Origin of the sequence: Chromobacterium fluminis (genome assembly GCF_011602385.1) — a bacterium.
GTDB classification, from domain to species: domain Bacteria; phylum Pseudomonadota; class Gammaproteobacteria; order Burkholderiales; family Chromobacteriaceae; genus Chromobacterium; species Chromobacterium fluminis.
The window spans coordinates 1-26164 of record NZ_JAAOMA010000021.1 but is presented as its reverse complement, the minus strand read 5'-3'; the positions used below and the strand labels follow the sequence as shown (position 1 = coordinate 26164).

Annotated in this window: 28 protein-coding genes; 13 read left to right on the top strand and 15 right to left on the bottom strand. The window is 62.1% G+C overall.

Translation table 11 applies throughout. The features are described 5' to 3' along the window. Positions 1-18: 18 nt before the first annotated feature. Both pgaC and pgaD read left to right on the top strand, forming a co-directional pair. On the top strand, positions 19-1266 hold the full coding sequence (gene pgaC / locus HA052_RS15245; RefSeq protein WP_346774563.1) for a poly-beta-1,6-N-acetyl-D-glucosamine synthase: 1248 nt from the start codon (positions 19-21) through the stop codon (positions 1264-1266). Further along, entirely contained in the window at positions 1263-1736 is a 474-nt protein-coding gene (pgaD, locus tag HA052_RS15240; protein WP_166452534.1) for a poly-beta-1,6-N-acetyl-D-glucosamine biosynthesis protein PgaD, read from the top strand. The genes pgaC and pgaD overlap by 4 nt, the downstream gene beginning before the upstream one ends. 1 nt (position 1737) lies before the next feature. On the opposite strand, the gene HA052_RS15235 is transcribed toward pgaD, so the two are convergent. Further along, positions 1738-2313, bottom strand: a complete 576-nt coding sequence (locus tag HA052_RS15235; RefSeq protein WP_081547879.1) for a YIP1 family protein — start codon at positions 2311-2313, stop codon at positions 1738-1740. Positions 2314-2395: 82 nt separating this feature from the next. Here HA052_RS15235 and HA052_RS15230 point away from each other — a divergent pair, with 82 nt between their 5' ends. Next, complete coding sequence (locus HA052_RS15230) at positions 2396-2818, top strand: MarR family winged helix-turn-helix transcriptional regulator (protein ID WP_166452533.1); 423 nt, start codon at positions 2396-2398, stop codon at positions 2816-2818. 141 nt (positions 2819-2959) lie between these two features. On the opposite strand, the gene HA052_RS15225 is transcribed toward HA052_RS15230, so the two are convergent. Continuing rightward, complete coding sequence (locus HA052_RS15225; RefSeq protein ID WP_166452532.1) at positions 2960-3712, bottom strand: substrate-binding periplasmic protein; 753 nt, start codon at positions 3710-3712, stop codon at positions 2960-2962. Between the two features lie 80 nt (positions 3713-3792). Further along, positions 3793-4398 carry a LysE family transporter gene (locus tag HA052_RS15220; protein WP_166452531.1) on the bottom strand — a complete coding sequence of 202 codons (606 nt, stop codon included), beginning with the start codon at positions 4396-4398 and terminating at the stop codon, positions 3793-3795. A gap of 100 nt (positions 4399-4498) precedes the next feature. Between HA052_RS15220 and HA052_RS15215 the strand changes: the two genes are divergently transcribed. Beyond that, positions 4499-5377 carry a LysR substrate-binding domain-containing protein gene (locus tag HA052_RS15215; protein ID WP_166452530.1) on the top strand — a complete coding sequence of 293 codons (879 nt, stop codon included), beginning with the start codon at positions 4499-4501 and terminating at the stop codon, positions 5375-5377. Here the strand turns inward: HA052_RS15215 and HA052_RS15210 are convergent. The 4 genes from HA052_RS15210 to rtcR all read right to left on the bottom strand — a co-directional run bounded on the left by HA052_RS15210 (position 5367) and on the right by rtcR (position 8865). Next, the gene (locus HA052_RS15210; protein ID WP_166452529.1) at positions 5367-5777 is read right to left on the bottom strand and encodes a hemerythrin domain-containing protein; all 411 of its coding nucleotides are present in this window, start codon (positions 5775-5777) and stop codon (positions 5367-5369) included. The two genes, HA052_RS15215 and HA052_RS15210, sit on opposite strands and share 11 nt — an antisense overlap. Then, positions 5774-6865: a DUF8744 domain-containing protein gene (locus HA052_RS15205; RefSeq protein WP_166452528.1), complete on the bottom strand. Its 1092-nt coding sequence runs from the start codon at positions 6863-6865 to the stop codon at positions 5774-5776. The genes HA052_RS15210 and HA052_RS15205 overlap by 4 nt, the downstream gene beginning before the upstream one ends. Further along, positions 6862-7194 (bottom strand): metal-sulfur cluster assembly factor, encoded by a 333-nt coding sequence (locus HA052_RS15200; protein WP_166452527.1) that lies wholly within the window; start codon positions 7192-7194, stop codon positions 6862-6864. Before HA052_RS15200 ends, HA052_RS15205 begins: the two co-directional genes overlap by 4 nt. A gap of 78 nt (positions 7195-7272) precedes the next feature. Further along, positions 7273-8865: an RNA repair transcriptional activator RtcR gene (rtcR, locus tag HA052_RS15195; protein ID WP_166452526.1), complete on the bottom strand. Its 1593-nt coding sequence runs from the start codon at positions 8863-8865 to the stop codon at positions 7273-7275. 264 nt (positions 8866-9129) lie between these two features. Here rtcR and HA052_RS15190 point away from each other — a divergent pair, with 264 nt between their 5' ends. From HA052_RS15190 to HA052_RS27975, 4 genes are all read left to right on the top strand, one after another. After that, the gene (locus HA052_RS15190) at positions 9130-10356 is read left to right on the top strand and encodes an RtcB family protein (RefSeq protein WP_166452525.1); all 1227 of its coding nucleotides are present in this window, start codon (positions 9130-9132) and stop codon (positions 10354-10356) included. Between the two features lie 353 nt (positions 10357-10709). Then, positions 10710-11534: a nucleotidyltransferase domain-containing protein gene (locus HA052_RS15185; RefSeq protein ID WP_166452524.1), complete on the top strand. Its 825-nt coding sequence runs from the start codon at positions 10710-10712 to the stop codon at positions 11532-11534. A 103-nt stretch (positions 11535-11637) separates the two neighbouring features. After that, the gene (locus tag HA052_RS15180) at positions 11638-12270 is read left to right on the top strand and encodes a lytic polysaccharide monooxygenase auxiliary activity family 9 protein (protein ID WP_081547901.1); all 633 of its coding nucleotides are present in this window, start codon (positions 11638-11640) and stop codon (positions 12268-12270) included. Between the two features lie 67 nt (positions 12271-12337). Further along, positions 12338-13768, top strand: coding sequence for a carbohydrate-binding protein (locus HA052_RS27975; RefSeq protein WP_166452523.1), 1431 nt, complete (start codon positions 12338-12340; stop codon positions 13766-13768). 80 nt (positions 13769-13848) lie between these two features. Here HA052_RS27975 and HA052_RS15170 read toward each other — a convergent pair whose 3' ends face one another. From HA052_RS15170 to HA052_RS15160, 3 genes are all read right to left on the bottom strand, one after another. Next, entirely contained in the window at positions 13849-14883 is a 1035-nt protein-coding gene (locus HA052_RS15170) for an ABC transporter substrate-binding protein (protein ID WP_166452522.1), read from the bottom strand. A gap of 96 nt (positions 14884-14979) precedes the next feature. After that, entirely contained in the window at positions 14980-15138 is a 159-nt protein-coding gene (locus tag HA052_RS15165) for a hypothetical protein (RefSeq protein ID WP_166452521.1), read from the bottom strand. A 157-nt stretch (positions 15139-15295) separates the two neighbouring features. After that, positions 15296-15880, bottom strand: a complete 585-nt coding sequence (locus tag HA052_RS15160; protein ID WP_081576009.1) for a cupin domain-containing protein — start codon at positions 15878-15880, stop codon at positions 15296-15298. Between the two features lie 137 nt (positions 15881-16017). On the opposite strand from HA052_RS15160, the gene HA052_RS15155 reads away from it, so the two are divergent. Next, a complete protein-coding gene (locus tag HA052_RS15155; protein WP_166452520.1) occupies positions 16018-17973 on the top strand; it encodes an oxidoreductase in 1956 nt (651 codons plus the stop codon). Between the two features lie 165 nt (positions 17974-18138). On the opposite strand, the gene HA052_RS28250 is transcribed toward HA052_RS15155, so the two are convergent. Beyond that, the gene (locus HA052_RS28250) at positions 18139-18210 is read right to left on the bottom strand and encodes an NAD(P)H-dependent oxidoreductase (RefSeq protein ID WP_081576008.1); all 72 of its coding nucleotides are present in this window, start codon (positions 18208-18210) and stop codon (positions 18139-18141) included. A 210-nt stretch (positions 18211-18420) separates the two neighbouring features. Between HA052_RS28250 and HA052_RS15145 the strand changes: the two genes are divergently transcribed. Both HA052_RS15145 and HA052_RS15140 read left to right on the top strand, forming a co-directional pair. Then, on the top strand, positions 18421-19356 hold the full coding sequence (locus tag HA052_RS15145) for a LysR family transcriptional regulator (RefSeq protein ID WP_043593777.1): 936 nt from the start codon (positions 18421-18423) through the stop codon (positions 19354-19356). A gap of 749 nt (positions 19357-20105) precedes the next feature. Beyond that, a complete protein-coding gene (locus HA052_RS15140) occupies positions 20106-20630 on the top strand; it encodes a hypothetical protein (RefSeq protein WP_166452518.1) in 525 nt (174 codons plus the stop codon). Between the two features lie 126 nt (positions 20631-20756). On the opposite strand, the gene HA052_RS15135 is transcribed toward HA052_RS15140, so the two are convergent. Further along, positions 20757-21500 (bottom strand): HNH endonuclease signature motif containing protein, encoded by a 744-nt coding sequence (locus HA052_RS15135; protein WP_166452517.1) that lies wholly within the window; start codon positions 21498-21500, stop codon positions 20757-20759. 445 nt (positions 21501-21945) lie between these two features. Between HA052_RS15135 and HA052_RS15130 the strand changes: the two genes are divergently transcribed. Both HA052_RS15130 and HA052_RS15125 read left to right on the top strand, forming a co-directional pair. Continuing rightward, complete coding sequence (locus HA052_RS15130) at positions 21946-22422, top strand: FKBP-type peptidyl-prolyl cis-trans isomerase (RefSeq protein WP_048410490.1); 477 nt, start codon at positions 21946-21948, stop codon at positions 22420-22422. Between the two features lie 511 nt (positions 22423-22933). Beyond that, a complete protein-coding gene (locus HA052_RS15125; RefSeq protein ID WP_166452516.1) occupies positions 22934-23881 on the top strand; it encodes a hypothetical protein in 948 nt (315 codons plus the stop codon). 163 nt (positions 23882-24044) lie between these two features. Here the strand turns inward: HA052_RS15125 and HA052_RS15120 are convergent, their stop codons facing one another. The 3 genes from HA052_RS15120 to HA052_RS15110 form a co-directional block, all read right to left on the bottom strand. Next, a complete protein-coding gene (locus tag HA052_RS15120; protein ID WP_166452515.1) occupies positions 24045-24785 on the bottom strand; it encodes an HNH endonuclease signature motif containing protein in 741 nt (246 codons plus the stop codon). Between the two features lie 161 nt (positions 24786-24946). Then, positions 24947-25513, bottom strand: a complete 567-nt coding sequence (locus HA052_RS15115; protein WP_206118920.1) for a hypothetical protein — start codon at positions 25511-25513, stop codon at positions 24947-24949. A 185-nt stretch (positions 25514-25698) separates the two neighbouring features. Then, a partial coding sequence (locus tag HA052_RS15110) for a hypothetical protein (protein ID WP_166452514.1) occupies positions 25699-26164 on the bottom strand: 466 nt, incomplete at its 5' end.

The following is a 26164-nucleotide window of genomic DNA, read 5'->3' as shown; positions in this document are numbered from 1 at the left end:
GGGGCGAGGAGACGCGTTGTGAACCTGGCATTGATACTGCTGTTGGCATATGCCTTTTTTTATCCGTTGTTCATGGCGTATTTGTGGATGGTGGGGGCGGTGCATTACTACCTCCACTACGAAAGAAAAGATCCGCCGCTGAACCAGCCGCCAACGCTGGATTACCCGCCGCTGAGCGTGGTGGTGCCCTGCTACAACGAGGAAGACAATGTGCGCGAGACTTTGGCCTACGCGCTGGCGCTGGACTATCCGGATTTCGAAGTGATCGCGGTCAACGACGGCAGCCGGGACGCCACCGGCGCCATCCTGGACGAACTGGCCGCCGCGCATCCGCGGCTGCGCGTGGTGCACCAGGCCACCAACCAGGGCAAGGCGGTGGGGCTCAACACCGCGCTGGCGCTGGCGCGCCATGAATACCTGCTATGCATAGACGGCGACGCGCTGCTGGACCCGTACGCGGGCAAATGGCTGATGCGCCATTTCCTGACCTCGCCGCGCGTGGGCGCGGTCACCGGCAACCCCCGCATCCGCAACCGCACCACCTTGCTGGGGCGGCTGCAAGTGGGGGAATTCACCGCCATCATCGGCCTGATCAAGCGCGCGCAGCGCACTTACGGCCGATTGTTCACCGTGTCCGGCGTGATCACCGCCTTCCGCAAGACCGCGGTTTACCAGGCGGGTTACTGGAGCGAGGACATGCTGACCGAGGATATCGACATCAGCTGGAAACTCCAGCTCAAGCACTGGAACGTGCGCTTCGAACCGCGCGCGCTGGTGTGGATATTGATGCCGGAAACCCTGCGCGGCCTGTGGAAGCAGCGGCTGCGCTGGGCCAAGGGCGGCACCCAGGCGCTGATGCGCAACGCCTGGGTGCTGCGCACCTGGCGGCACCGCCATATGTGGCCGGTGTATTCCGAGTACTTCCTCAGCGTGGTGTGGTCCTACACCATGGCCGGCATCATCGTCTATTGGTTGCTGAGCCTGGTGTTGGGCGACTGGCTGCCCCAGATGGGCACGCCGCTGATTCCGCGCTGGCACGGCATGGTGCTGGGCGGCACTTGCATGCTGCAGTTCATGATCAGCAAAATGATGGATAGCCAGTACGACGCCAAACTGGGCAAGAACTACTACTGGATGGTGTGGTATCCGCTGGTCTACTGGCTGCTGAACGTCTGCACCACGATCGTGGCTTTCCCGCAGGCCGTGTTCCGCAAAAAGGGCAAGCGCGCGCGTTGGGTCAGCCCGGACCGGGGAGTGAGGGCATGAGCCGGCTGGGAGATGGCCTGATCATCCAGGCCTCGCACAATATGAGCGCCTTGCAGCGGCTGCTGTCCTGGCTGATGACTCTGGTGTGCTGGTTGGCGTGGTTCTATCTGTGGCTGCCGGCCCTGGCCTATGTAGGCTACCTGATCTGGGGCCGGGACGTGTTGCCGGCGGCGCTCCGCGCGGAGGACGCGCCGGAACACCTGAGCAAGCTGCGCGACTACGGCTTGGAGATCGCGCTGATCGGGCTATGCCTGCTGCTGTGGTCGCGCTTCAATTACTGGCGCTTCACCGGCAAGCAGAAACGCAGCCCTATTCCCAATGTCACTTTGGAGAAATTGGCGGAAGACCTGGGCTTGCCGCCGGAGGAGCTGCGCGAGGGCCAGGCCGCCAAGGTGGTGGTGGTCCACCATTGCGGCGAGGGCGGCATCGCCCGCATCGAAACCGTGACGCGCTTGCCGCCGCCCGCTTGAATCACCAGCCGCCGAACAAAGGCAGCAGCACCAAGGCCAGCAACAACGCCCAGGCGGCCGCGCCGGCGCACAACGCGCTATAGGCGAAGTGCTGCGACTCCACTTCCTCTTCCAGTCCCAATATGGCCGGCAGCCCGTGGTAGAGCAGGGCGAAGGACGCGGCCAGGCCCAGTAGCGCGCCCAGCAGATTGAAGGCGAAATCCGGCGCCAGCAAGGCCAGGCTGGACAGCCACAGCGGCACCGCCGCGCCGGCCGCCAGCAGGAAGCATTGATCGAAACCCGCGGCCAGTTTGTGGCTGGAGGCCAGGGTTTGCAGCGTCCAGGCCATCAGCGGCACGGTGGCCAGCTCGGCGACGAAAAACAAGGCGGCGGCGGCCAGCCAGCGGTCCAGGCCGGCTGCGGGCGCGTAGAGCTGGCCATGGGCCAGGCCGGCGTAGCAAATCATCAAGGCGGGCAGCAGCGAGAACGGCAGCACCAGCTTCAGCATCAAGCTGCGCGGCGACGGCGGCCGCCCGCGCAACTCGTCCCAGCCGCCGTGGCTGGAAAACAGCATCTTCGGATAATGGCTCAGTTTCATGGCAAAGCTCCTTGAGGACGGTCTGGCATGGCGGGTGGTAAGCTACTCTCAATATGTATCATGATGTGATATAAATTCAAGCATGAATCCCTTTTCAGACTCCCCCGTCCTGAGCAAGGCGGATTTTGAACGCCTGTCCGAATTCCGCCATCAACTGCGCGTGTTCCTGCGTTTCAGCGAAGACGCCTGCCGCGGCCACGGCCTGACCCCGCTGCAATACCAACTGCTCCTGCATGTGCAAGGTTATCCGGGCCGCGACTGGGCCACGGTGGGCGAACTGGCGGAACGCCTCCAATCCCATCACCACGGCGTGGTGGCCTTGGCCAGCCGCTGCGAGGAGCTGGGCCTGGTGGAACGCCGGCCCGGCCGCGAGGACCGGCGGCAGGTGGAAATCCATCTGACCGAGGCCGGCCGCAACCAGGCGCAGGCGCTGGCCGCGCTGCACCGCGACGAAATCCGTCTGCTGCGCGACAAGCTGGCGCCGCCGGGCTTCGACCCGGCTTAGAACCTGTTTACGATCTGCTGCGCGCGTGGAGCGTTACACGGTGAGTACAGCTTCGAAATGCTCATGTACCACTTGACCATTCCGCTTTCTCAGCCGTTTTCGCCTTGTCTCGCCTTAGCTCGCAAGATCGTATACAGGTTCTTAATCGCCCAGATAGCTCCGGCGCAGCCGCCGCAGCCGGCCGTCCGCGGCGACGCGGTTCAAGGCCTTCTGCAAACGCAGGACGCGCTGCGGGGGCGTGTCCGGATTGAGCGCGAACCAGTATTGCCCCCCGCCGTCCAGCAAATAAGCCGGCGCGGCCGTGCGCGGCGGCAACTTCAGCTTGTCCAGATGCCAGCGCATCGCCCAGTCCAGCATCGCCACCAGATCGACGCGGTCCAGCAGCAGCTTGTTCAGGTTGGCCGCGTCGTCTTGGCCGGCGTCCAGTCCTTCGCGCCGCGGGTCCAGCGCCGCCAGCCGGTTGAAGGCGGCGGAGCCGGCCAACGCGCCTACCCGATAGCGCCGCGCGTCGGCCGCGCCGGCCAGGCGGATGTCGCGGCGGGCGGACAGCCGGTACAGGAAGACGCGGCGCGGGCCTATCGGCCCCACCCATTGGAACTGCGTTTCCCGCTCCGGCGTGCGCACCATGGCGAACAACAGCGCGTTCGGCGTCTTCCGCACCGTGGCGTAAGCGCGCAGCCAGGGCTGAACGTCAATTTCCAGGCTGAGCCCGGCCTCTGCCGCGACCAGGCGCAAAGCCTCGGCGGCATAGCCCTTGACCCGGCCGTTTTCCACATAGCTGAGCGGCGGCAGGTCCTCGGTATAGGCCTTGATGTCGGCCGCCGCGGCCGACAGCGCCCAGCATGCGCCAAGCGCCGCCAGCAGTGGGCGGATGAGAGTCCCCGGTATGACCATTTTTTGTCCGTTATGCGTGATGGTTCACAGCATGGCAGTTTGCCAGACAAAAGGGCTTGCTTGATGACAAATGGGCGGTTTCAGCGCAGCGCCAGCGCGGCGCCCAGGCCGATCAAGGCGCAACCTATGATCCGGTTCAAGCCGCGTTGGCGGCGCAGCATGCCGGCGTGCAGCCGCGGCTGAGTGAACAGCAAAGCCACCAGCGCGAACCAGGCCAGATGCGCGGCGGAGATGAACAGGCCGTAGCCCGCGCGCAGCGACAGCGGCGTGTCCGCGTTCACCGCCTGGCTGAACAGGCTGAGCACGAACAGCGAAGTCTTGGGATTCAGCGCATTGCACAGCAGGCCGGCGCGCAGCGCGGCCCAGGCGCTCTGCTGGCCGCCCCTATCCGCGGGGCCGGCGGCCAGCGGCGGCTGGACGAAGGTGCGGTAGCCGATGTAGAGCAAGTAGGCGGCGCCCAGCAGCTTGAATCCGGCCAGCAGCCAGGGCGTGCGGCTGAGCAGCAGGCTGACGCCCAGCAGCGCGCACAGCACATGGAATTGCACGCCCAAGGCAATGCCGAAGGCGCCCAGCAGCCCGTGGCCGCGCCCGTATTGCAGGCTGTTGCGGGTGATGACGGCGAAGTCGGCGCCGGGGCTGATCACGGCGAGCAAGGTAAGCAGGGCTACGGTCAGGAGTTCATTCATCGCGACAAGGCTTTCAGAAGAGGACGCCGCGATTGTCGCGGGCTTGGCGCGCGGGGAAAATCGATTTATTGTCCTTGCATTGCGTGAGAAAAAATCACAGATGAGCTATCGCATTCCCGCCTTGACCGCCGTCCGCGCCTTTGAAGCCGCCGCCCGCCACGGCAGCTTCGTCAAAGCCGCCGCCGAGTTGTGTGTGACCCACGGCGCGGTCAGCCGTCAGGTCAAGCAATTGGAGGAGGGGCTGGGCGTGGCCCTGTTCGAACGACGCAACCGGGCGGTGTTTCTGACCGCGGCCGGCGAGAGCTTTCGCCAAAGCTGCGCCGAGGCTTTGCGCGTGCTGGAGCAGGGCGCGGCCCGCGCGCAACGACAGGCGGACGCGCCGCTGCGGCTGTCCTGCGAGCCCACCATTGCGATGCGCTGGTTGATTCCGCGTTTGCCGGCTTTCCAGGCCGAACATCCCGACATTGAGTTGCTGCTATCCGCCGCCGGTGGGAAAGTCGATTTTTCCTCACAGAGAATCGACCTGGCGCTGCGCCGCGACGACAGCGGCTGGGGCCTGGGCGATTACGTGGCCGAAGTGGCGCGGGAGCGGATGGGGCCGGTGTGCGCGCCGGCGCGGCTGCTGGCCGCGGGCGGAGACTGGCGCGCCTTGCCCCTGCTGCACGCGGACAGCCGGCCGGAGGCCTGGAGCCGCTGGCTGGCGGCGAAGGGCGTGGAAGCTGCGGGAGAAGCTGGGCGTTTCGAACATTTTTACCTCAGCTTGCAGGCGGCCGAAGCGGGCATGGGCCTGGCCATCGCCTCGCTCTATATGGCGGCGGATGCGCTGAGGCTGGGCCAGTTGACGGCGCCGGCCGGCTTTTGCGAGGACGGTTCCGGCTATGTGCTGTTGTCGTCGAGGCCGTTCGACGGCGACGCGCGCCGGCGGGCGGTGCTGGAGTGGCTGCGCCGGCAGATGGCGCTGGATTTGCCTAGGGACTGAGCGCCGCGCCGTCGGCAGCGGGCAGGCCAGCCTGAAAACGTTCGAACAGCTCGCGCTCCTCAAAGCGCACGTGGGCTTCCATCAACTGGGCGAAGCGCGTTAGCGCGGCCGCTTGCGGCGTGGCCAATTCCGCGATCAGCTCGCGCAGGCGGCGGTGTTCGTCCAGCGCGCGCGCGGCCAGCGCCGCGTGCTCGGTCTGCGCCAGCCGCGGCAACAGCGTAGTTTCTTCTTCCGCGAAATGCCGTTCCAGCGCGTCGGCGCTCCAGGCGCGCAGCGCGGCGGCCAGTTGCGCTTGCCGTTCCGGGTCGCCGGATTCGGCGGCCAGCCGGGCCTGGCGCGCCATTTTCAAGGCGTGGTGGTGTTCGCGGGACAATTCTTGCAAGGCGGGGTGTCGCTTCATGATGTGGTTTCTTTCCGGGGTCTATCCGCCGGGGCGCGGCCGCGCCGCAGGCTGCTTAGCAGCAGGATGACGAAAAACAGTAGGGTCAGCGCATTGAGCAGGCCGGCCGCGCGTCGCCAGGCGAAAGCGCCGTCCAGCATGCCGTAAAGTCGCAGCAGCAAGGACAGGTGCAGAGCCGCCAAGGGCGCGTAGAACAGCGGGCGGTAAGGCAGCTTCAGCCGCGTCAGCGCGGGAATGATGATGGGCGCATGGCCGAACACCATAGAAAACACAAAGCCCAGGCCGGCCGCGTGCAAAGCCGCGTCGCGCCAGGGGTGGCCGGGCAGTAGCGCGCCGGCCAGGCCCAAGGCGCCGGTCACCGCCAGCCAGCCGTAGCCGCAGAGCAGGGCGACGGCGATGTAGCGGGTCAGCCCGCGCTGGCGCGCATTGCGCCGGGCGATGTCGTGGCGCAGCAACCAGACGGCCAGCGCCAACAAGGCCGCCGCGTACAGCCGCAGACCGGCGTCCGGCCGCCACAGGGACAGCGCCGCGCCGCCGCACAGCGCCAGGGCCGCCAGCGCGAAGCCGCGCCGGGCCGAGGGCGCAAGCGGCAGCAAGCGGGTCAGCTCCAGCCGTTCACCGGCAATGGTCAAAATCAGGAAGGCCAGCCACCAGGGGATGGCCGCTTGCAAATCGCCGCCCAGCAGCCAGGCCAGGCTGCCGATCAGCCAGCACAGCGCCGCGGCGGCCAGGGTCAGGGTGAAGGCGGCGGGCTGACGCCGCAGCACCTGGACGCCGCCGGCCAGCAAGACGACGGAGGCCAGCGTCTGCAGCCACTGCGCCGCCGGCGGCGGCAGGCCGGCGATCAGGCTCAGGCCGGACAGGCCCGCGGCCGCCGGCGCCAGCAAGGCCCAGCGGCGATTCAAGGCCACCGCCCGTTCCAGGCTGATTACCCCGCCGAAGAAGGCGCCTATCATCAACGCGCCGTGCCAGCCGGCCAGCGCCGCGGTGGCGGCCGGGACGGCCCAGCCCAGGCGCGCCAGGCCGGCCAGCGCGCCGCAGAGCAGGGACAGCGCGGCCAGGCCCAGCCAGGGCAGCCGGGCGCTCATGCCTGCCAGCCGAAATGGCGGCGGCTGTCCTCGCTCATTCTTTCCGGCGACCAGGCCGGCTCCCAAACCAGATTGACATGAATGCGGCGCTGCGGCGGCAGGCCGTGGGTGAGCGCGAATTCCACTTCGTCCATGATCATTTCGCCCATGGGGCAGGCGGGCGAGGTCATGGTCATCTCGATCAATAATTGCTCCGCTTGCGGGTCAATGCGATAGACCAGGCCCAGGTCGATGATGTTGACGCCGATTTCCGGGTCTATGACCTGGCGCAGCAAGCTGCGCGCCAAGTCCACTTCTTGTTGCTGTTCGGCTGAGAGCGGGTCCGACATGGTGGTCGCCTTTTAAGATATATATAATTTACACCTTATGGATGCTACGCCGCCGGCCGCGCCCGGGCAATAGGCCGTTCAGCCTAAATCACTGCGGCGCACCTGCTCCCAATCCAGGCCGAAGCGCGCCAGATATTTGCGCAGCCGGTCCGCGTCGTTGGGCTGGGCCTTGAGCTGACGCGAGGCGGCGAACAGCCGGCGGCCGGCCTCGGACAGCGAGGCGGCGTCGCGGCAGACGCGCAGCACGCCCTCCAATTGCGTGCGGTCGAACAGGTCCAGCTGCGTCAGACGCTCCGGGTCCAACGCCGCCAAGGCTTCGTCCGGCGCTGGCTCTTGCCAGCCGTGACGCAGCCGCGCGATCTCCTCGCTGACGCCTTCCTCGTCGATGCGGCCGGCGTCGGCCAGCGTGGCCATTCGCGTGACCGAGGCGGACAGCTCGCGGAAATTGCCTTGCCAGCGCGCTTGCGGAGACGCGGCGAAGGCGAGGTAGGCGCGGCGCGCCTCGGCGTTGAAGCGGGCGCGCAGGCCGTGCTGCTCGGCGTGGCGCGCCAGTTCAAACTCCAGATTGGGTTCGATGTCCTCGCGGCGTTCGGCCAGGCCGGGCAAGTCGAAGCTCCATAGATTGATGCGCGCGTACAAATCCTCGCGGAAACGGCCGGCGCGCACCCATTGGCGCAAGTCCCGCACCGTGCCGCAGATCAATTGGAAATTGCTGTGCACCTCGCAATCGCCGCCAAAAGGGAAGAAGCGTTTCTCCTCGATGGCCTTGAGCAGCATCGCCTGTTCGTCCAGGCCCAGTTCGCCTATCTCGTCCAGAAACAACATGCCGCCGTCCGCGCTGCGCAACAGGCCGGCGCGCTCGCCGTGCGCGCCGGTGAACGCCCCCTTCACATGGCCGAACAGGGCCGACATCGCGCTATCGCCGCGCAGGGTGGCGCAATTGACCTCGACAAAGCGGCCGTCCAGCCGATGGCGCGTCTTTTTCAACTGGTAGAGCCGGCGCGCCAGCTGGCTCTTGCCCGCGCCGGTGGGGCCGCTGAGCAGGATGGGGGCGTCGGAGCGCACCGCCACTCGCTCGATCTGCTCGATCATGCGGTTGAAGCGCGTGTTGCGGGTGGCGATGCCGGACTTGAGAAAGGACACGGTGTCGTCGCTCTCCTGGCGGAAACGTTGCGCGATCTGATCGTAGCGCGACAGATCCAGGTCGATGAGGCTGACCTCGCCGGCCAGGCGCTGGCCCTGGCGTGCCGGCGAGCTTTGCAGCAGCCGCGCCGGCAGATGGCGGGATTCGGTGAGCAGAAACCAGCAAATCTGCGCCACGTGGGTGCCGGTAGTGATGTGGACCAGGTAGTCCTCGCGTTCGGTGTCGAAGGCGTAGCGCGCGGCGAAGTCGTGCAAGGCCGCGTACATCTCCTCGAAATCCCACGGGTCTTGCAGATTGACCGGATGCAGCCGCACCTCGGTGCCCGGAGACACCGCGGCGATATCCTGAGCCGTCAACTGAGCCAGCCGCGAATGATGGTTGTCGTGCAGCAATTCCAGCCGCCGCAGCGGCATGTCGGGTTGGGCGCAAATGCCCACCGAGGGCCGCCATTTTTTCCAGCGCTCGGCGCCGTGGCCGCGCCGGTCCAGCACAGTGCCCAGGAAACCAATCGCCACTCTCTCGCGCATATCTTATCTATTTGGATAATTGAATAGATTATTTTATCAAAAAAGACTTGCCTGTGTTTTTGCGAAATACAGCGGCTCGTTCCCTTGTGGAAGGTTTGTTATTGTTTAATCAATGGCTTGTTGGTTTTATTTCGAGTTGTCATCAAGCTGGCACGATTCTGGCAATAAGCGAAATGGGTGCGGAGACGCAAGCCTGTCCGCGCCTTGGGGCGAAGCGCGCCGGCAGCGCGCCAAAAACAGATATGCACAAAGAAAGACAAGAATATGACCGTGAATCCCTACCAAACCCTGCAAGCGCCCAACGGCGCGCCCATCAAGATGTGGACGCAAGGCGTCCCGGTGGAGGACGCCGCGCGCGAGCAACTGCTGCAAACCGCGCAGCTGCCTTTTATCTTCCGGCACCTGGCGGTGATGCCGGACGTGCACCTGGGCAAGGGCTCCACCATCGGCAGCGTGATCCCCACCGTGGGCGCCGTCATTCCGGCGGCGGTGGGCGTGGACATCGGCTGCGGCATGATGGCGGCGCGCACCACGCTGAGCGCCGCGGATTTGCCGGACCAACTGGGCGGCTTGCGAGGCGCCATCGAAGCCGCGGTGCCGCACGGCCGCAGCTCCCCCCGCTCCGGGCGCGACAAGGGCGCCTGGCAACGGCCGCCGGCCGGCGTGGACGCCGTCTGGACGCGGCTGCTGCCGGGCTTCGACGTCATCGCGACCAAATATCCCAAGCTGGCGAAAACCAATAACCACCTCCACCTGGGCACGCTGGGCACCGGCAATCACTTCGTCGAAGTGTGTCTGGACGAGGCGGACCGGGTCTGGTTCATGCTGCACTCCGGTTCGCGCGGTGTGGGCAACGCCATCGGCAACCTGTTCATTGAACTGGCCCAGGCGGATATGCGCCGGCACATCGCCAACTTGCCGCACCGCGAACTGGCCTACTTCGAAGAGGGCAGCCCTCATTTCAACGACTACGTGGAAGCCGTGGGTTGGGCTCAGGACTATGCGCGTCAAAACCGCCAACTGATGATGCGCCACGTGGTGGACGCCGCGCGCGGCGTGATCGCCAAGTCCTTCGACGCCGAAGTGGAGGCGGTGAACTGCCACCACAACTACGTGCAGCGCGAGACCCACTTCGGCCGAGACGTGCTGGTGACGCGCAAGGGCGCGGTGGCCGCCCACAAGGGGCAACTGGGCATCATTCCCGGCTCCATGGGCGCCAAGAGCTTTATTGTGCGCGGCCTGGGCAATGAGGAAGCCTTCTGCTCCTGTAGCCACGGGGCCGGCCGCGCGATGAGCCGCACCGAAGCCAAGCGCCGTTTCGATCTGGAAGACCAGCGGCGCGCCACCGCCCATGTGGAATGCCGCAAGGACGCCGACGTGATCGACGAAATCCCAATGGCTTACAAAGACATCGACGCGGTGATGGCGGCGCAGTCCAGCCTGGTGGAAGTGGTGCATACCTTGCGCCAGGTGGTGTGCGTGAAAGGGTGAAGGCCCGTTCCCGGTCCGGCGCGCGCGTTTTTTAACGCCCTTTGCTAGCCGTTTGGCTGGCGCGCGGCGGACATTGAACAGGTTCAAAGAGCGTGTTTGCGATCTTGCGAGCAAGGGCGAAACCAGGCGTTGCGCCCGAAGACGCGTACGGTGCAAGAGCATTTCGCGGCGGCATTCGCCGTGTGAGGTCTCTCTACGCGAAGCGGATCGGAAATAGGTTCTAGTAGCGGCTAACAAACCCCTGAAGCGGCGTTGTGCCGATTTGCCTCAGGCGTGAAACGAACCATGTTAGCCGCGCTAAAGAAAGGCGCCGACAGAGCTGGAGGCTCTGCGGCGGCCTGGAGACAGAGACAATGCGAGAATTTTTATTTCAACACCCGCTGGAAGACGCGATGCGCGAGCGGGTGGGGCGTGAACTGGACGCGCTGGAACGGCGGCATCGGGTGCGGGTGCTCTACGCCTGCGAATCCGGCAGCCGCGCCTGGGGCTTTCCATCGCCCGACAGCGACTACGACGTGCGCTTCATCTACGTGCACGAGCCGGAATGGTATCTGCGCGTGATGCCGCAGCGCGACGTGATCGAACTGCCGATCAACGATGAGCTGGACATCAGCGGCTGGGAGCTGCGCAAAGCGCTGCGTTTGCTGCAAGGCTCCAACCCCACGCTGTGCGAATGGTTGCAATCGCCGCTGGTGTACCGGGCGGACCCGCAGGCTCTGCGCCTGCTGCGCGGGCTGGCGCCGGACTTCCGTTCGGACCTCAAGTGCCGCTGGCACTACCTGGCGATGGCGCGCAAGAACTTCAACGCCCATTTGCAGGACGACAGCGTGTGCTTGAAAAAATACCTGTACGTGCTGAGGGCTTTGCTGGCGGTGCGCTGGCTGGATGCCGGGCGCGGCATGCCGCCGACGCGCTTCGCCCAACTGGCTGCCGGCGTTGTGGACGACGCCGAACTGGCTGTTGAGATCAACCGCCTGTTGGCGGTGAAGATAGCCTGCGGCGAGTCCATGCGCGGACCGCGCCGCCCGCGGATCCACGCCTTTATTGAACAAGCACTAGCGGCGGCGGAACCGGCGCCGGCGTTGCCAAAGCCCCGCGGCGACAACGCGAGGCTGGATCAGGCGCTGTGGCGTCTGGCCAGGCCGCTAGACCATGAACTGAAATTGGTGTCCAGCTGAAAGGACAGCATTGCGCATTCCATCGGGATAATAAGATGTGGGCGGCGGGCGGTCCGGCTTGCGCCGGCCGCCGCCGTCCTGACATCAACCCGGGGGTATCCTGATGAGCTACACCAATGTCGAATCCAGGCCTGGCCAACAGCCGCGCCATGGCCAAGTGTTCAAGCCGGAATCGCGCGGCCAGTTCTGCGTGGACGGCGTCAACGCCCAATGCTCGCTGCAAAGCTGGCAGGTCAACGGCCTGGAAGGAGGCAAATTCTTCCCCGCCGGCGCGGGCGGCCTGCGCGACCCGCTGGCGCCGGACGACGTGGCCAATGTGGCCCCGCCGGCGGACGGCAAGATCGCCAGCGCAGGCCAGGCCTTCGCCGCGGTGCTGGACGAGCAGAGCGCCGAGCGTTGGCACAAGCACCCGGTCAAACCCGGCCAGACTCAGGAATTCCACTGGAGCTACCACGCCGTCCATCTGACCCGGCGCTGGAACTACTTCATCACCAAGCCCGGCTGGAATCCCAACCAGCCGCTGAGCCGCGCCCAGTTCGAATCCGAGCCCTTCTACAAAGTGGAACTGACCGCCCAGCCGTACTGGTCCCACGGCGCCGAACTGATGCCGCCGGACCCCACCATCCACAATGTCAGGCTGCCGGAACGCCAGGGCTACCACGTGGTGCTGGCGGTGTGGGAAGTGGCGGACACCGGCAACGCCTTCTATCAAGTGATCGACTTCGACTTCAGCTAATCAAGGCGCTTCTGGCAACGCGCGGCGGCCTGGGCCGCCGCCGTCGCCACCATGAAAGGAAGGGCAGATGAACCAATTCGCCAAGCCGGAACAGCGCGCGCTGAGCGACGACGCCGCATTGATGCCGGAGATTGAAGGCAACTTTTTGATGGGCTTCTGGCACAACTGGCCGTCGGAGCCGGGCAACGGCTATCAGGGCGGCCAATCCGCGGACCTGCCGCTGGCGGAAGCGCCGGCCGACTACAACATCCTGGCGGTGGCCTTCATGAAGGGCGCCGGCATCCCCACCTTCAAACCCTACAATCTGAGCGATCAAGCCTTCCGCGAACAAGTGGGCGAGCTCAATCGCCAGGGGCGGGCGGTGTTGATCTCGCTGGGCGGCGCGGACGCCCACATCGAACTGCATGCCGGGCAAGAGCAAGCGCTGGCCGACGAAATCATCCGCCTGGTGGAAACCTACGGCTTTGACGGCCTGGACATCGACCTGGAGCAAAGCGCCATCGCCGCCGCCGACAACAGCGCGGTGATCCCCGCCGCGCTCAAGCGGGTCAAAGACCATTACGCCGCCCAGGGCCGGCATTTCATCATCAGCATGGCGCCGGAATTCCCCTATCTGAAAGTGGGCGACAAATACGCGCCGTATCTTGCCGCGCTGGACGGTTACTACGACTTCATCGCCCCGCAGTACTACAACCAGGGCGGCGACGGCGTCTGGGTGGACGAACTGAACGCCTGGCTGTCCCAGGACAACCAGGAACAAAAGGAAGATTTCCTTTACTACCTGACGGATAGCCTGGTCAACGGCACCCGCGGCTTCCTGCGCATTCCGGCGGACAAGTTCGCCATCGGCTTGCCGGCCAACAACGACGCCGCCGCCACCGGCTTCGTGGCGGACCCCGGCGCGGTGTACCGCGCCTTCAGCCGCTTGGCCGCCGACGGCAACCCCATCCGCGGTTTGATGACCTGGTCCGTCAACTGGGACGCCGGGCATAACGCCGAAGGCCGGCCCTATGACTGGGGTTTTGTCCGCGACTACGCCGAACTGATCCACGGCGGCGACGAAGGCGGCCGTCCCGGCGCGCCGCAAAACCTCAAAGTGGACAGCCGCAGCGACACTGCCATCAGCCTGAGCTGGGAAGCCTCGCAAGGCGGCGAGCAGCCGGTGACGCATTACCAGCTGAACCGCGACGGCCAGCCGGCTGGGGAGACCAGCGCGCTCAACTATCTGGATAGCGGCCTGCGGCCCGGCACCGCCTACCGTTACTTTGTCACCGCGCTGGACGCCGCGGGCCAGGCCTCCGGCCCCAGCAACAGCGTGAGCGCCAGCACCACCGGCGGTGACCCGGAGCCGGAATTCCCCGAGTGGCTGAACGAGCACGACTACCAAGTGGACGACGGCGTCAGCTATCAGGGCCTGCATTACCGCTGCTTGCAGGCGCACCGGTCCAACCCCGGCTGGACGCCGGACGTGGCCTTCACTCTGTGGGGGCTGGTCTGAGCCTAGCCTGACGGCCCGCCGTCGCGGCGGCGGGCCTTGCTGGGAACTGGCGAAATGCGCGGTGGATCGTCCGCCGCTGTTTACGGCCGCTTGGCCGCCCAACTGGCGAAGCGCTGCTCCAGCGCCTCGCCGTTATCGGTCCAGAACGCGGCGTCCATCGCCAGAGAGCCGGCCATATTGGCCGGGTGGCTGGGCAAGTCGGCCTGGACCGCGGCCGGCAGCAGGCTAAGCGCCTTGCGATTGCTGGGGCCGTAAGGCATCTGCTCCGAATACAGCTTTTGCTGTTCCGGCCGGCTGGCGAAGGCGATGAACTTCAGCGCCTCGTCCTTGTTGGGCGAGCCCTTGGGAATCGCCCAGTAGCTGAACTCGCTGATGTTGTTGAGCCACACCATCTTCAGCTTGCGGCCCTCGCGCCGCGCCAGGCTGATGCGGCCGTTGTAGGAAGAACTCATCACCACGTCGCCGGACAACAAGTACTGCGGCGGCTGCGCGCCGCTCTCCCACCATTGGATATAAGGTTTGAGCAGATCCAGCTTGCGAAAGGCGCGGTCCACCCCGGCCGGCGTGGCCAAGGTCTTGTAGACCTGGGCCGGCGGCACGCCGTCCGCCAGCAGCGCGATCTCCAGCGTGTAGGCCGCGCCGCGGCGCAAAGCCCGCTTGCCGGGGAAGCGCTTCACATCCCAGAAATCGCGCCAGTTTTGCGGCGCGGTTTTCAGCTTGTCCTCGTTGTAAGCCAGCACCATGGAAGCCAGGAACATGCCGATGGCGCAGGGCTGGGCCGCGCCGGGCACAAAGTCCGCCTTGTCACCTATCCGCTTGTAATCCAGCCTCTCCAGCAGGCCCTCCTCACAGCCGCGCCCCTGCGCCGCGGCGTCCACCTCCACCGCGTCCCAGCGCGCGCGGCCGGTGGCCGCCATCGCCTTGATCTTGGCGAACTCGCCGTTCCAGGCGTCCGCGACGATGCGCACGCCGCTTTGGCGTTGATAGGGCGCGTAATAGGCGCGCGATTGCGCCGCCTGGTTCTCGCCGCCGTAGGACACCACCACCAGTTCGCTGGCGGAGGCGACGCCGCCGGCCAGCAGGCTGGCGGCGATGCTCAGATGCGTCAATTTCATGATCGGTCTCCTCTGATGCTGCGTGGCCGGCTTATCCGCGCCGGCCGGGACAGTCTAGGAAGCGATCAAAAAACTGTAAAATTTATTTTGCTTTTATTAAAAAACTGTTGCGGCATCGGCAGGCTTTGAGCGGGTCGGGCGCTGCGCAAGCCAGCGCGGGAAAAGACGAAAGCCGCTGAGGGAGCGGCTTTGCTGGTGCGTGAGCATTTCGACGCGGTACTCGCCGTGCAACGCTTCACGAAGCGCAGCAGACATTGAATAGCTTCTTCTCAGAGTGTGCTTACGATCTCGCGAGCAAGAGCGAGACAAGGCGAAAACGGCTGAGGAAGCGGAATGTACAAATGGTACATGAGCATTCTGAAGATGGTTTCAACGCCGTATCGCTGAAGCGCAGCAGACTTTGGCCTGGTTCTCAGAAGCTGGGCGGAGTAATCACCCATATCACAATGGTCTCGCCGCTGCCCGGATTGCGGTAGCGGTGCGGCTCGCTGCTGGAATAGGCGAAACTGTCGCCCTGTTCCAGATGAAACTGGCGCTCGCCCACAAACAACTCCAGCGAACCCTTGAGCACAAAGCCGGCTTCCTCGCCGTTGTGGCTGTAACCCTCGTCGCAGCTGGCGCCGGGCGGGATCAGGCAATGGATCATCTCCAGCTGGCGCTGGTTCCGGGGCGTCAGCAAGTGGTCGACGAAGCCGCTCTGGTAGTCCAGCCGCGGCCGCTGTTCGCGGCGCACGATGTAGTCCTTCTCGTCCTCGGCCTGCTCGGCGGAGTCGTTGAAAAACCATTGCACCGTCACCCCCAGGCTGCGCGCGATATTGACCAGCGCGTTGATGGACGGCTGGGCCAGCTCGCGTTCTATCAGGCTGATGTGGCCCACGGACAGGCCGCTGGTTTCGGCGAGCCGGCTCAGCGTCAAACCCTGGCGCTTGCGCAGTTGGCGGATGCGGGCGCCCAGCTGCAGCGGGGCCTCGGCGGCGGATGTTGCGTTTTTGCTCACGATGAAATCCTGTGCGACGGCGCTTGGCCGCGGTTCATGCTTGAATTTTATTAAAAAAATTTGCAATAAATTTTAATTTAAGCAAAATCAAAGCGCCACTGCGATGGCGTCCGCCAACCCGATCAAAGGTCCACGCGATGAGCACCTTGTTCCCCTTGCTGTTCACCCCGCTGCGCATCGGCCCGGCGCTGCTGAAGAATCGTATCATGTCCACCGGCCACGACACCGTGCTGCCGGAGGATGGGCGGGTCAGCCCGGCGCTGGTGGCCTACCACCGGGCGCGGGCGCGCGGCGGCGTCGGCCTGATCGTGCTGCAAGTCTCCGGCGTTCACGAAACCGCGCGCTACACCTCGCACGCCCTGATGGCCACCGACGACAGCTGCGTGCCCGGCTACCGTCAACTGGCCGAGGCCGTGCACGCCGAAGGCTGCAAGCTGTTTGCCCAGCTGTTCCACCCCGGCCGCGAAATCATGGAAAGCGCCGACGGCCTGCTGAGCGTGGCCTACGCGCCGTCGGCGACGCCCAGCGAGCGCTTTCACGTGCAGCCGCGCGCGCTGAGCCGCGAAATGATAGACGACATCATCGCCGGCTACGGCGCGGCCGCAAGGCGGCTGCGCGCCGCCGGCGTGGACGGCGCCGAGATCGTCGCCAGCCACGGTTATTTGCCGGCGCAATTTCTCAACCCCCAAGTCAACCGCCGCCAAGACGGCTACGGCGGCGACGACGCCGGCCGGCTGCGCTTCCTGCGCGAAGCGGTGGCCGCCGCCCGCGCCGGCGGCGGGCCGGGCTTCGTGGTGGGCCTGCGCATCTCCGCCGGCGAGGAAGAAGGCGAGGGCATGGACGCCGAGCTGGCGCTGGCGGCGACGCGGGCGCTGGAGAGCGAACTGGACTACGTCAGCCTGGTGGCCGGCAGCTCCGCCACCCTGGGCGCGGCCATCCACATCGCGCCGCCGATGGCGTTGCCGGCCGCCTACCTGGCGGCGCAAGCGGCGCGCTTCAAGCGTGCGCTGAGCATCCCGGTGCTCTTGGCCGGGCGCATCAACCAGCCGCAGGAAGCAGAACAACTATTGGCCGAGGGACAGGCCGACGGCTGCGGCATGACCCGCGCGCTGATCTGCGATCCGGAACTGCCGGCCAAGGCCGAACAGGGCCGGCATGACGACATCCGCGCCTGCATAGGCTGCAATCAAGCCTGCATCGGCCGCTTCCACCGCGGCCTGTCCATCTCCTGCATCCAACACCCGCAAAGCGGCCGTGAACTGGAATACGGCGAACAGCGGCCGGCTGCCGCGCCGCGGCGAGTGCTGGTGGCCGGCGGCGGTCCGGCGGGCATGAAGGCGGCGGTGATCGCGGCGCAGCGCGGCCATCAGGTCAGCCTGTACGAAGCCGGCCCGCAACTGGGCGGCCAGGCTCTGCTGGCGCAACTGCTGCCCGGCCGCGCGGAATTTGGCGGCCTGATCACCAATCTGGAACGGGAACTGCAACTGGCCGGCGTGGAAGTGAGGCGCAACGTCAGGGTGGACCGCGAACTGGTGCGGCGGCTGGCCCCGGACGCGGTAGTGGTGGCCACCGGCGCGCGGCCGCGCTGGCCGGCGCTGGAAGGCGGCGGCGCCATGCCAGTGCTGGACGCCTGGCAAGTGCTGCGCGGCGAAGCGGTGCGGGGCGGCAAGGTGTTGGTGGCGGACTGGCGCTGCGACTGGATCGGCCCCGGCATCGCGCTGCGGCTGGCCGCCGCCGGCCACCAGGTGAGGCTGGTGGTCAACGGCACCCATGCCGGCGAAGCGCTGCAAATGTATGTGCGAGACCACCTGGCCGGCCAACTGCAGCGCGCCGGCGTGGCGGTAACCCCGTACGCGCGGCTGTACGGTCACGACGACGACAGCGTGTACCTGCAACACACCGCCAGCGAGGAAGCGATGGTGGAAAGCGACGTGGACTGCCTGGTGCTGTGTCAGGGCCACCAGGCCGAGGATGGTTTATGGGAAGAACTGAGCGGCTGTGGCGCCGAGCTGCACGCGATAGGCGATTGCCTGGCGCCGCGCACCGCGGAAGAAGCCATCTATGAAGGCATGCGGCTGGGCTGGCGTTTATAACCGATGTTAGCCGGCGATATGCGCCGTCAGAACCTGTTCAAAGTCTCGCGAGCAAGGGCGAGACAAGGCGTTGCGGCTGAAGAAGCGGAATATATGTTGTACATGAGCATTCTGAAGACGTTTTCAACGCCGTATCGCCGACGCGTAGCTGATCGTAAACAGGTTTTAAGCGTAGACTCGGTCAATCCAACCTTTATGCAAGGCGGGCAGGCCGCACCACCACAGCGGAAGCAGCATGATCACCAAGTCCGCTGCAAGCCGCTTGCGCTGTTCGGCCGCGCCAGCGCGGCGAATTGGGCGGTCAGCGATGCCGGGTCCGGGTGGGCGTGGATGATCAGGGCGTGTCGGTTCATGCGGCCTCCAAGCGTTTAAAGGGGGAAAGCCGTCAGTCTGACGCGTGGTCAACAATCCGTGAAATCACGGTTTTTATTGCTTACTATTCATCAGATGGATACCAAACGACTCGACCTCAATCTGCTGGTAACGCTAGAAGCCTTGCTGGTGGAACAGAACGTGACGCGCGCGGCCGCGCGGCTGAGCTTGAGCCAGCCGGCGGTGAGCGCGCAATTGAACCGCCTGCGCGAATTGTTTGACGATCCGCTGCTGGTGACCGTCCACCGCGGCATGTACCCCACGGCCAAGGCGCTGGAAATGTTCGAGCCCTTGCGCAAGGCGCTGAACGAAGTGCGCGCCACCGTGGCCGGACACCAGGACTTTGAACCGGCCAGCGCGGACCTCACCGTGGCTATCGCCTGCACCGATTACCTGCAAGCCGCGCTGCTGATCCCGCTGGCGCGGGAACTGCACAAAAGCGCGCCCGGCGTGCGGGTGGCGGTGCGCACGCTGGACCCGCACCGGCTGGAAGCGCAACTGGAGCAGGGCGATCTGGACCTGGCGCTGCTCACCCCGCCGGCCGCCCCGTCCAAACTGAACAGCTGCCGGCTGTTTGACGAACACTATGTGCTGATTGGCCGCCGCGACCACCCCGCCCTGAAGGAAGGGCTGAGCGTGGAAGAGTACGCGGCGCTGGACCACGTCATCGTCTCCTTGGACGGCAACGGCTTCTTCACCCCCGTGGACCGCACGCTGGCGGCGCTGGGCCTGCGCCGCAACGTGGCCTTGTCCGCCGCGTCCTTCCTGTTTGTGCCGGAAATGGTGGCGCAGTCCGACTTTGTCGCGCTGGTGCCGCAGCGCCTGGTGCAAGACCGCGGCGACGCGCTAAAACAAGTGGAGTTTCCGCTACCCACCGAAAGCTTTGAAGTGGGCATGGCCTGGCATGACCGCACCCAGCAGCACCCCGGCCATCGCTGGATGCGGGACTTCATCATCACCCTAGTTAATGCGCAGGCGGGGTCGGCGGCGGATGCGGTGCCTCTCTCTTAAGAACCGGTTTACGTTTTGCTGCGCTAATGGCTTGTTCCCGCCGGGACTGGCGGCTGGTGGGTATCGCTACGCTCCTCCCACCCTACGTGCAGCCGCTCGCATTGGTAGGGTGGGTGGAGCGTAGCGATACCCACGCGGAACCCCTCTGCGCCACACAAGTACATTCCGCTTTTTCGCTCGTTTTCGCCTTGTCTCGCCCTTGCTCGCGAGATCGTAAACAGGCTCTTAGAACCGCTTACGTTCTGCTGCGTAATGGCTTGTTCCCGCCGGGACTGGCGGCTGGTGGGTATCGCTGCGCTCCTCCCACCCTACGTGCAGCCGCTCGCATTGGTAGGGTGGGTGGAGCCGCAGGCGATACCCACCGGAAACACATCGAATCACCCTGGCGGCCACGCAGAGACAGTCTGGCGATACCCACGCGGAACCCCGCTGCGCCACACAAGATGATGGCTGCAACTCCCCTTGCCGGACCCCGCCGGCTTGACGCCCTCCCGCTCCTCCTCAACAATAGCCCCCGCGCCGCAGCAATCGCGGCGCTCGGGATTAGCCTCCCGCTTATGAGTTCTTACTGCGGATGCGCTGTTTCCACAGCGTATCTGCTGCCATTGCTTTGCCTATTCGGGCGGGCCATGGCAAGTGGCGCCCTCGCGGGCGCGCCGGCTTTCGTAAGAACTCACCGGTAGGCTAACTCTTGTCATGTGCCCGCCCTGCCGCCTTGCGGCTGGGCCCTTCTGCTCAGGAGGTTGCAAATGGTAAAGCTTGTCCATCCGGTGCTAGGCATCGAACTCACTTCGTCCGCTACGGAAACCCAAGACGTCCATCAGGACGCCTCTCCACTCCCGCCGCTAGGGCCGCGCTCGCGCTACCGCTTTGCCGGCCCCCACGCCAAAGACCTCAGTCTGCCCTTCATCCGCCGCATCAAAGGCCGCACCTATCCGCATTACTGGCAGCCGGCCGACGCCAAGGATGAATGTGAAGCCCGCGCCTTGGGCCATCAGTACGCCGCCCATCTGGCGCAGATGCTGAAACTCAACCGCCAGCACTCCGCGCGCGGCCTGTTGTTCCGCATCGCCAGCGATATGGATTTCAGCCAACGCGGCCACCGCCGCCGCATGTGCAAGAGCTTCTTCAACTATCTGGAGCTGCTGTTGAACCTGGGGGTGGAACAGGTGGACCTGCCGAGGCATGTGGAGGCGGTGAACCGCCTCCATCTCAGCCTGGACGAGTTGGAAGCCTTGCCGCGGAGGCTGGGGCGGAAGAAGAAGAGGAGTTAAGCTGGGGAGGGCAGCCAGCCCCTTCGGGGCTGGCTGTTGGGGATGGGGCTACCCCTCAGTGGCGGATACTAAGACAGGTTGCCTGTGGTCTAAATGGCCATTCAAAGCTAATTAACAGAGAACTCCCTACTCGGTGGAAGCAACCGGACCTAGCTCCTCGGCTTTAGCCAAGGCCTGGGCAATCCGGTTTAGTATGGTTGGTTGTAGTTTCTTGCCATATAGCAGTTTTTGATAATCATCAGAAAGTTGGTCGATAATGACTACATGACCATCTTGCTGGATTTTAATTTTGTTGGTGTCCATTAGGCGGTGTAAGTCAGCTCGTAACAAAATACCATTTTCAATCACCTCTGCACCGCCATACTTCGATGCAATGATGTGTGCAGCTTCTAATGTCGCTTCAGTGGTTTCACCACTGATAGCACAACAGCTATCTATGCTCAGCAGTGCGGCACGGAACTGAGTCTGTTCGCGCTCCATCTTGGTTGTTGTTGTACGCTTCTTTGCCTTGAAAAGACCATCAAGCCGTGTCCACCTTACCGTTCCATCATAGTCATGATTATCTGCCCCATCCCAAGTAGCAGTACCACTCTGTGCTCCTGGCTCAATGACAATGGTAGATGTACCCCAGTAAGTATTTTCATTGGGTAAGTGAGGATTATTTTCTGGAGTATATCTAATTGTAAGTGTAAATACTCCATCAACATGCTGTGTAATATCGCTGCTGGTGGTGTAGTGTAGAATTTTTTTCTTTTCTGGCCACCATTCGTTTGTTGTCTTGATTTTTACATCGGTAGAAAGTGAATCTAAATCGATGTTGATGTACTCTGTGGGATGCCACCATGAAATTTTGATACCTTTTTCAAACATTTTTCACCTCCAAAAATTATGCGGTCTGATAATCTGTACGGTAAACTTTTTACGACTGGGTGCAGTCGTGGTTAATGGATGCTGTCATATTATTTTCAGGTTTGTATAGCATACAAATTGAAGTGGTGCTTTAAGCTTCCATTATCGATTATCGTCACCCTTTGCACATGATATAATTAGAAAAAAATGGAATTTATAAAGAACAACTCGGAGTTTATGTGTAAACATGGGGTTACCCATTTTCTTATCTGAAGACAACTTGGATTGATCCGTTTATGAAGAAATAGAAGCTTCGGTGACAGATTCGCCACAGTGCTCCTTCGTCGTCCTGATGAAAGAGGCTACTGCTGTCACCTCAGTGGCCGGCAAACGAGAGACGATTCAGTTGACACTCCCTCGCTGAACTGAGAACCTTCCCGCTTCCATTTTTTTGTTATTGCCTGCCATGAAAATCACCGCCAACACCGCCGTTACCCTGCGCATGAAAGTCACCGACAGCCAGGGCCTGGTTTACGACGATGGCAAGAAGCCCGTCTCCTACCTGCACGGCGATTACGACAACCTGTTCGCCAAGCTGGAAGCCGCGCTGGAAGGCCAGGAATCGGGTTTTCAAACCACGCTGGAATTGGCTACCGAAGACACCTTCGGTGAACGCGACGAAGCCCTGGTCACCACCATGCCCAAGTCGGACTTCCCGCCCGGCGTGAAGGTAGGCGGCCAAATCCAGCGCATCGGCCCGGATGGCGAGCCGCGTTACTACTTCGTCACCAAGATCAAAGGCCCCACGGTATTGTTGGACGGCAACCACCCGCTGTGCGGCAAAGCCCTGCGCTTTGTCGTCAAAGTGGTGGATGTACGCGCGGCAACGGCTGAGGAAATCGCTCACCAGCATGTGCATGGCGAGCACGGGCATCAGCATTGATAGTACCGGCCTCACACAAAAAAAGCCCTCCTCAAGCGGAGGGCTTTTTTTTGTCTGGGGTCTGGTGGTTTGGGTGGTGGTGATTTGCTGGATACCATCGGTACGCTGCGCACAGGCTGCTGTCCTGTACCGCCTGCGACATGGAGCTTCACGGTGGGTGAAAGGGCTTCTGAAGATACCGTTGAGTCTAGAAATGCAACAGATAGACCTAGCGCGGAATGTGGCAGTGGTGCGGTTACTATTTCTGAGCCTGAAGGAGATGGAGTGCCTACTAAAGGTGCAACAAAGAAGGACTAAACAGAGGCGGGAGGATCGTTGGGCTGATTGTCTGTCAATCTACCAAGGTTAAGTAGTTTTAGTACGCTGAAAAGTATTGTTTTCTCGAGCAATTTTTCCTGTACGCTTATAGGGTGGCTATGAGTCGCTTTCGGTTGTAGAGTGATTTGGTGTATTATTTTTACAGGCTTATGATAATTTTTCGATATTCTACCAACACCTGCTTGGTTATTTTATGAGATATAGTGTTTTTGTGTTGTTGTTGACTCCTTTTATTGCTGCATGTCAACCTCCGGTAGTTCCTCTTAAAAGCTACTCGTTTAACGTAAAATTTGATGTAAATGGAAAATTATATGAGGTGAATGAAAAATTTAAATGCCATTATGAAGATGTGTCATGGATATCAACAAAAGGGGCTGAGTGGCATATCCGAGAGGGCACTGATATGGTGCGGGGTTATGGCGCTATAGACAATGACGTTTCATTTGAAATCATTCCTAAGCAACCCTGGCCAAAGAGCTTCTGCTTTGATAGCTCTGGGCCTGTGGATGTACAAGTGTTTATAAAAAAGAAAAATGGCTTAGTTGAAAGTTTTGATAAGAATAGAGTGGTTTCTTCTTCTTATAATTTTCGTTTGGTTGATGCAAGAATTAATTTGCGCACTTGGGGTGTTGGTTTTTTTGAAAAAAAACATAAATTTCTTGAGTTGGCGCTAAAGCCATATTATGCAGTTTCAGTTAATTTTTATGGTGAAGATAAATGGGGTCGAAATGAAGAGGCAGCTGATTTTGTTGATAAGAAAAAAATAATCTGGTTTGAAAAAAATAAAGCTTATCCTTTCAAGGGCTGGGGGAGGGATGACATGGAGTTTTCAAGATTACGCTGGGACGATGATGGCTTGAAGGCAGATGGTGCTGCCGCGGAACAAAGTGTGCTTAAACCAAAGGGCGATGTGTGGATTATTTCTGCCTCAAATATAGAGGCTATAAATTGGCTTCAGGAATCAACTGAGGATGAGAGTGAGAAAGGTATTGAATCGGCTTCTCCTGAAAAGCGCAGCAGTTGGGTGAATTATAAGGGGAGTAAAATTGAGGTGCCTATACGACTTTATGAGCGAATTTTTTATGAGCCGGAAGAGAATAGCTTGGTCGAGTTTGTTGCTCAGACAGTCGAGTTAAGATAAATTAACCTCTGTTATGTGAAGATTGGTGCATGTTTTGGTGGGAAATTTAGTGCTGTAGTTGGAGGTTGATTATATTGTTAAATGAGTAAAGCGTAGAGGTTAAAACCTGATCTGACAGTTTTCCATTTTGACTATGTCTGACTGTCGGATCAAGTCGGAGCTTCTACATGTTAGCTACCTTCAACGCAGCCTTAACTCGCGTCAGTACTGATGTGGGTAGTCTCTTATCCTTTAGCAGTTCTATGTAGGCATCCGACAACTCACCTTGCAGTTTCACCTTGCCATCCGGCTGAATAGTAAACAGATGCTTGTCATATAGTCGGTGTAGATCCGCTCGCAGCAAAATTCCGTTTTCCAGCCACTCCATTCCGTCTTCGGCTACTGGAACAATGTGTGCGGCCTCCAGCGCACGTTCCGTTGTTTCACCGGTGATGCCGCAGCACTTATCCAGGCTCAGCAACGCATGACGGAACCGGAGCTGATCTCGGTCCACGACTGTTTTGCTGGAGCGAGTTCTCTGCTTCTCCTCCTTGTCGCGCCACGTCCACTGGACCATACCGTCGTATTTCTCTGTATCAAACCCTTTCCAACTGGCTTCACCGCTACGAGCGCCTTGCGGAATCACGATAGTGGAAACACCCCATAAGGCATCCTCGTACTGGATATGCAGGTTATTGTCGTGCTTATAGGTAATTCTCACGACAAAGCCCCCATCGCCTCTTCGTTCAACCTGACTATAGGTCTTGTAGTTGACGAAACGGGATGTCCTTGGCTTGGTATCATCAGCTGCCGGCCACTCTTCCAGTGTTGAAGTGATTTGGATATTTTCCGACAAGCTGTCAAGGTCGAGTGGAACAAACTCCGTAACATTCATCCATGCAACTTCAAGATACTTTTTATACATTGCTATGCTCCAGAAATTGTTCTGCTTACATATGCTAATAACAGACCGACGCTGATGAGTCTCAAGCTATAACAAAGTCATGCAAGTTGGTCGCATATATCTCTGTGTGATTAACATTCAAGTATAGAAATTGACGATATATTCATCATCAACTTCCCAAATCAAACCCCCGCCGCCACTTTCTCCAAACTTGGCAAAGTATGGGTATACAGCTTGGCCAAATCCTTGGGGCTGGCGATGGTTTCAAAGTGCTCCATCTTGATGGCCAGGAATTGGCCATTACTGCCATCTCGCACTTCGCCCACTTCCAGCGCTTTTAGCGCGCTGATCCAGTACCAGTTCTGGCCCATGTTTCCCTTATCACAGTAGGCGTACCACAGCGGCAGGCGGAATAGCCGTTCGAAGGTGAGCGCTTTTTTGAGTTCTTCTTCCAGGCTGAGGGTGAGTTCGCCGCGCGATGGGGTGTAGTTCTTGGCGTCGATGGCGATCATGCCCAGCGAGGGCAGCAGGAGCAGGAAGTCCGGCCGTTTGGCCGTGCCATGGAATAGGGTGGCAAAGCTGTTTTTGTTCTGACAGATGCCGACATAGGCCAGCTTGTGCTGCTTGAACCAGGCGTTGAGCGCTTTCTCGCCCTCATGGCCCTTTTTTTCCGCTGAGCTGGGGGCGGGTTGGGCTGGAGCGGAGGGCTGAGCTGTGATTGGCGGCAGGCTAGGCGCGGAAGTTTGCACGCTTATTGGGCTAGCGGGTTGGATAGGCGTTATGGCTTGCGGCGGCGTTGGCGCGGCGCTTGGCTGTGGAGCGGGAACTGCTGCCGGTTTAGTTGCTTGTTGTGGGGGACGATTCTTGAAAATATTTGCGAAGGTGAATGCCATGGTGTCGTTTGAACTGGTGATTTAGAAAAGGATGAGGGCGGCTAGCCGGTTAGCCGCGCCTGGTCCGCCTGATACGCCGCGTCGCGGTCGCTGAACAGGCCCAGGCGCACCAGGCGGGCGAGGATGGCGCCGCGGCTGCGGCCCAGTTGCTTGGCGATGGCCAGGCTGTCCGGCTGGGCCGGGCTGTGCCACAGGGTTTTCAGTTGTTGGTCGTCGGTCACGGTCCAGACCGCGCCTTGCTTGCCGGCTGCGGGCGGCGCGGCGGGTCTGGTGGGCGGCTTTTCCGCGGGGGCGGGCACGTCCCAGAGCGGCGGCAGTTGCAGCGTTTGCATGCGGGCGTTGTCGGCCTGCATCGCCGCTTGCTGGTGTTCGTACAGCCCCAGGTGGACCAACCGGGAGACGATGGCCAGCGGGCTGCGGCCCAGTTTTTCCGATAGTTGGCGCACTGGCGCGGGGGAGGCTTCCCATAGCAGGGCGAGGCGGTTGTCTTCGGCTATGGTCCAGCGC

Coding starts and splice junctions, on each gene's coding strand:
- HA052_RS15205 (WP_166452528.1), bottom strand. CDS start 6,865: ATGAGCGCCCGGCTGCCCTGGCTGGGCCTGGCCGCGCTGTCCCTGCTC.
- HA052_RS15135 (WP_166452517.1), bottom strand. CDS start 21,500: ATGTTTGAAAAAGGTATCAAAATTTCATGGTGGCATCCCACAGAGTAC.
- HA052_RS15225 (WP_166452532.1), bottom strand. CDS start 3,712: ATGGTCATACCGGGGACTCTCATCCGCCCACTGCTGGCGGCGCTTGGC.
- HA052_RS15235 (WP_081547879.1), bottom strand. CDS start 2,313: ATGAAACTGAGCCATTATCCGAAGATGCTGTTTTCCAGCCACGGCGGC.
- HA052_RS15215 (WP_166452530.1), top strand. CDS start 4,499: ATGAGCTATCGCATTCCCGCCTTGACCGCCGTCCGCGCCTTTGAAGCC.
- HA052_RS15170 (WP_166452522.1), bottom strand. CDS start 14,883: ATGAAATTGACGCATCTGAGCATCGCCGCCAGCCTGCTGGCCGGCGGC.
- HA052_RS15155 (WP_166452520.1), top strand. CDS start 16,018: ATGAGCACCTTGTTCCCCTTGCTGTTCACCCCGCTGCGCATCGGCCCG.
- HA052_RS15185 (WP_166452524.1), top strand. CDS start 10,710: ATGCGAGAATTTTTATTTCAACACCCGCTGGAAGACGCGATGCGCGAG.
- HA052_RS15220 (WP_166452531.1), bottom strand. CDS start 4,398: ATGAATGAACTCCTGACCGTAGCCCTGCTTACCTTGCTCGCCGTGATC.
- HA052_RS15180 (WP_081547901.1), top strand. CDS start 11,638: ATGAGCTACACCAATGTCGAATCCAGGCCTGGCCAACAGCCGCGCCAT.
- rtcR (WP_166452526.1), bottom strand. CDS start 8,865: ATGCGCGAGAGAGTGGCGATTGGTTTCCTGGGCACTGTGCTGGACCGG.
- HA052_RS15140 (WP_166452518.1), top strand. CDS start 20,106: ATGGTAAAGCTTGTCCATCCGGTGCTAGGCATCGAACTCACTTCGTCC.
- HA052_RS15145 (WP_043593777.1), top strand. CDS start 18,421: ATGGATACCAAACGACTCGACCTCAATCTGCTGGTAACGCTAGAAGCC.
- HA052_RS15125 (WP_166452516.1), top strand. CDS start 22,934: ATGAGATATAGTGTTTTTGTGTTGTTGTTGACTCCTTTTATTGCTGCA.
- HA052_RS15165 (WP_166452521.1), bottom strand. CDS start 15,138: ATGTCTGCTGCGCTTCGTGAAGCGTTGCACGGCGAGTACCGCGTCGAA.
- HA052_RS15230 (WP_166452533.1), top strand. CDS start 2,396: ATGAATCCCTTTTCAGACTCCCCCGTCCTGAGCAAGGCGGATTTTGAA.
- HA052_RS27975 (WP_166452523.1), top strand. CDS start 12,338: ATGAACCAATTCGCCAAGCCGGAACAGCGCGCGCTGAGCGACGACGCC.
- HA052_RS15120 (WP_166452515.1), bottom strand. CDS start 24,785: ATGTATAAAAAGTATCTTGAAGTTGCATGGATGAATGTTACGGAGTTT.
- pgaD (WP_166452534.1), top strand. CDS start 1,263: ATGAGCCGGCTGGGAGATGGCCTGATCATCCAGGCCTCGCACAATATG.
- HA052_RS15190 (WP_166452525.1), top strand. CDS start 9,130: ATGACCGTGAATCCCTACCAAACCCTGCAAGCGCCCAACGGCGCGCCC.
- HA052_RS15200 (WP_166452527.1), bottom strand. CDS start 7,194: ATGTCGGACCCGCTCTCAGCCGAACAGCAACAAGAAGTGGACTTGGCG.
- HA052_RS15210 (WP_166452529.1), bottom strand. CDS start 5,777: ATGAAGCGACACCCCGCCTTGCAAGAATTGTCCCGCGAACACCACCAC.
- HA052_RS15130 (WP_048410490.1), top strand. CDS start 21,946: ATGAAAATCACCGCCAACACCGCCGTTACCCTGCGCATGAAAGTCACC.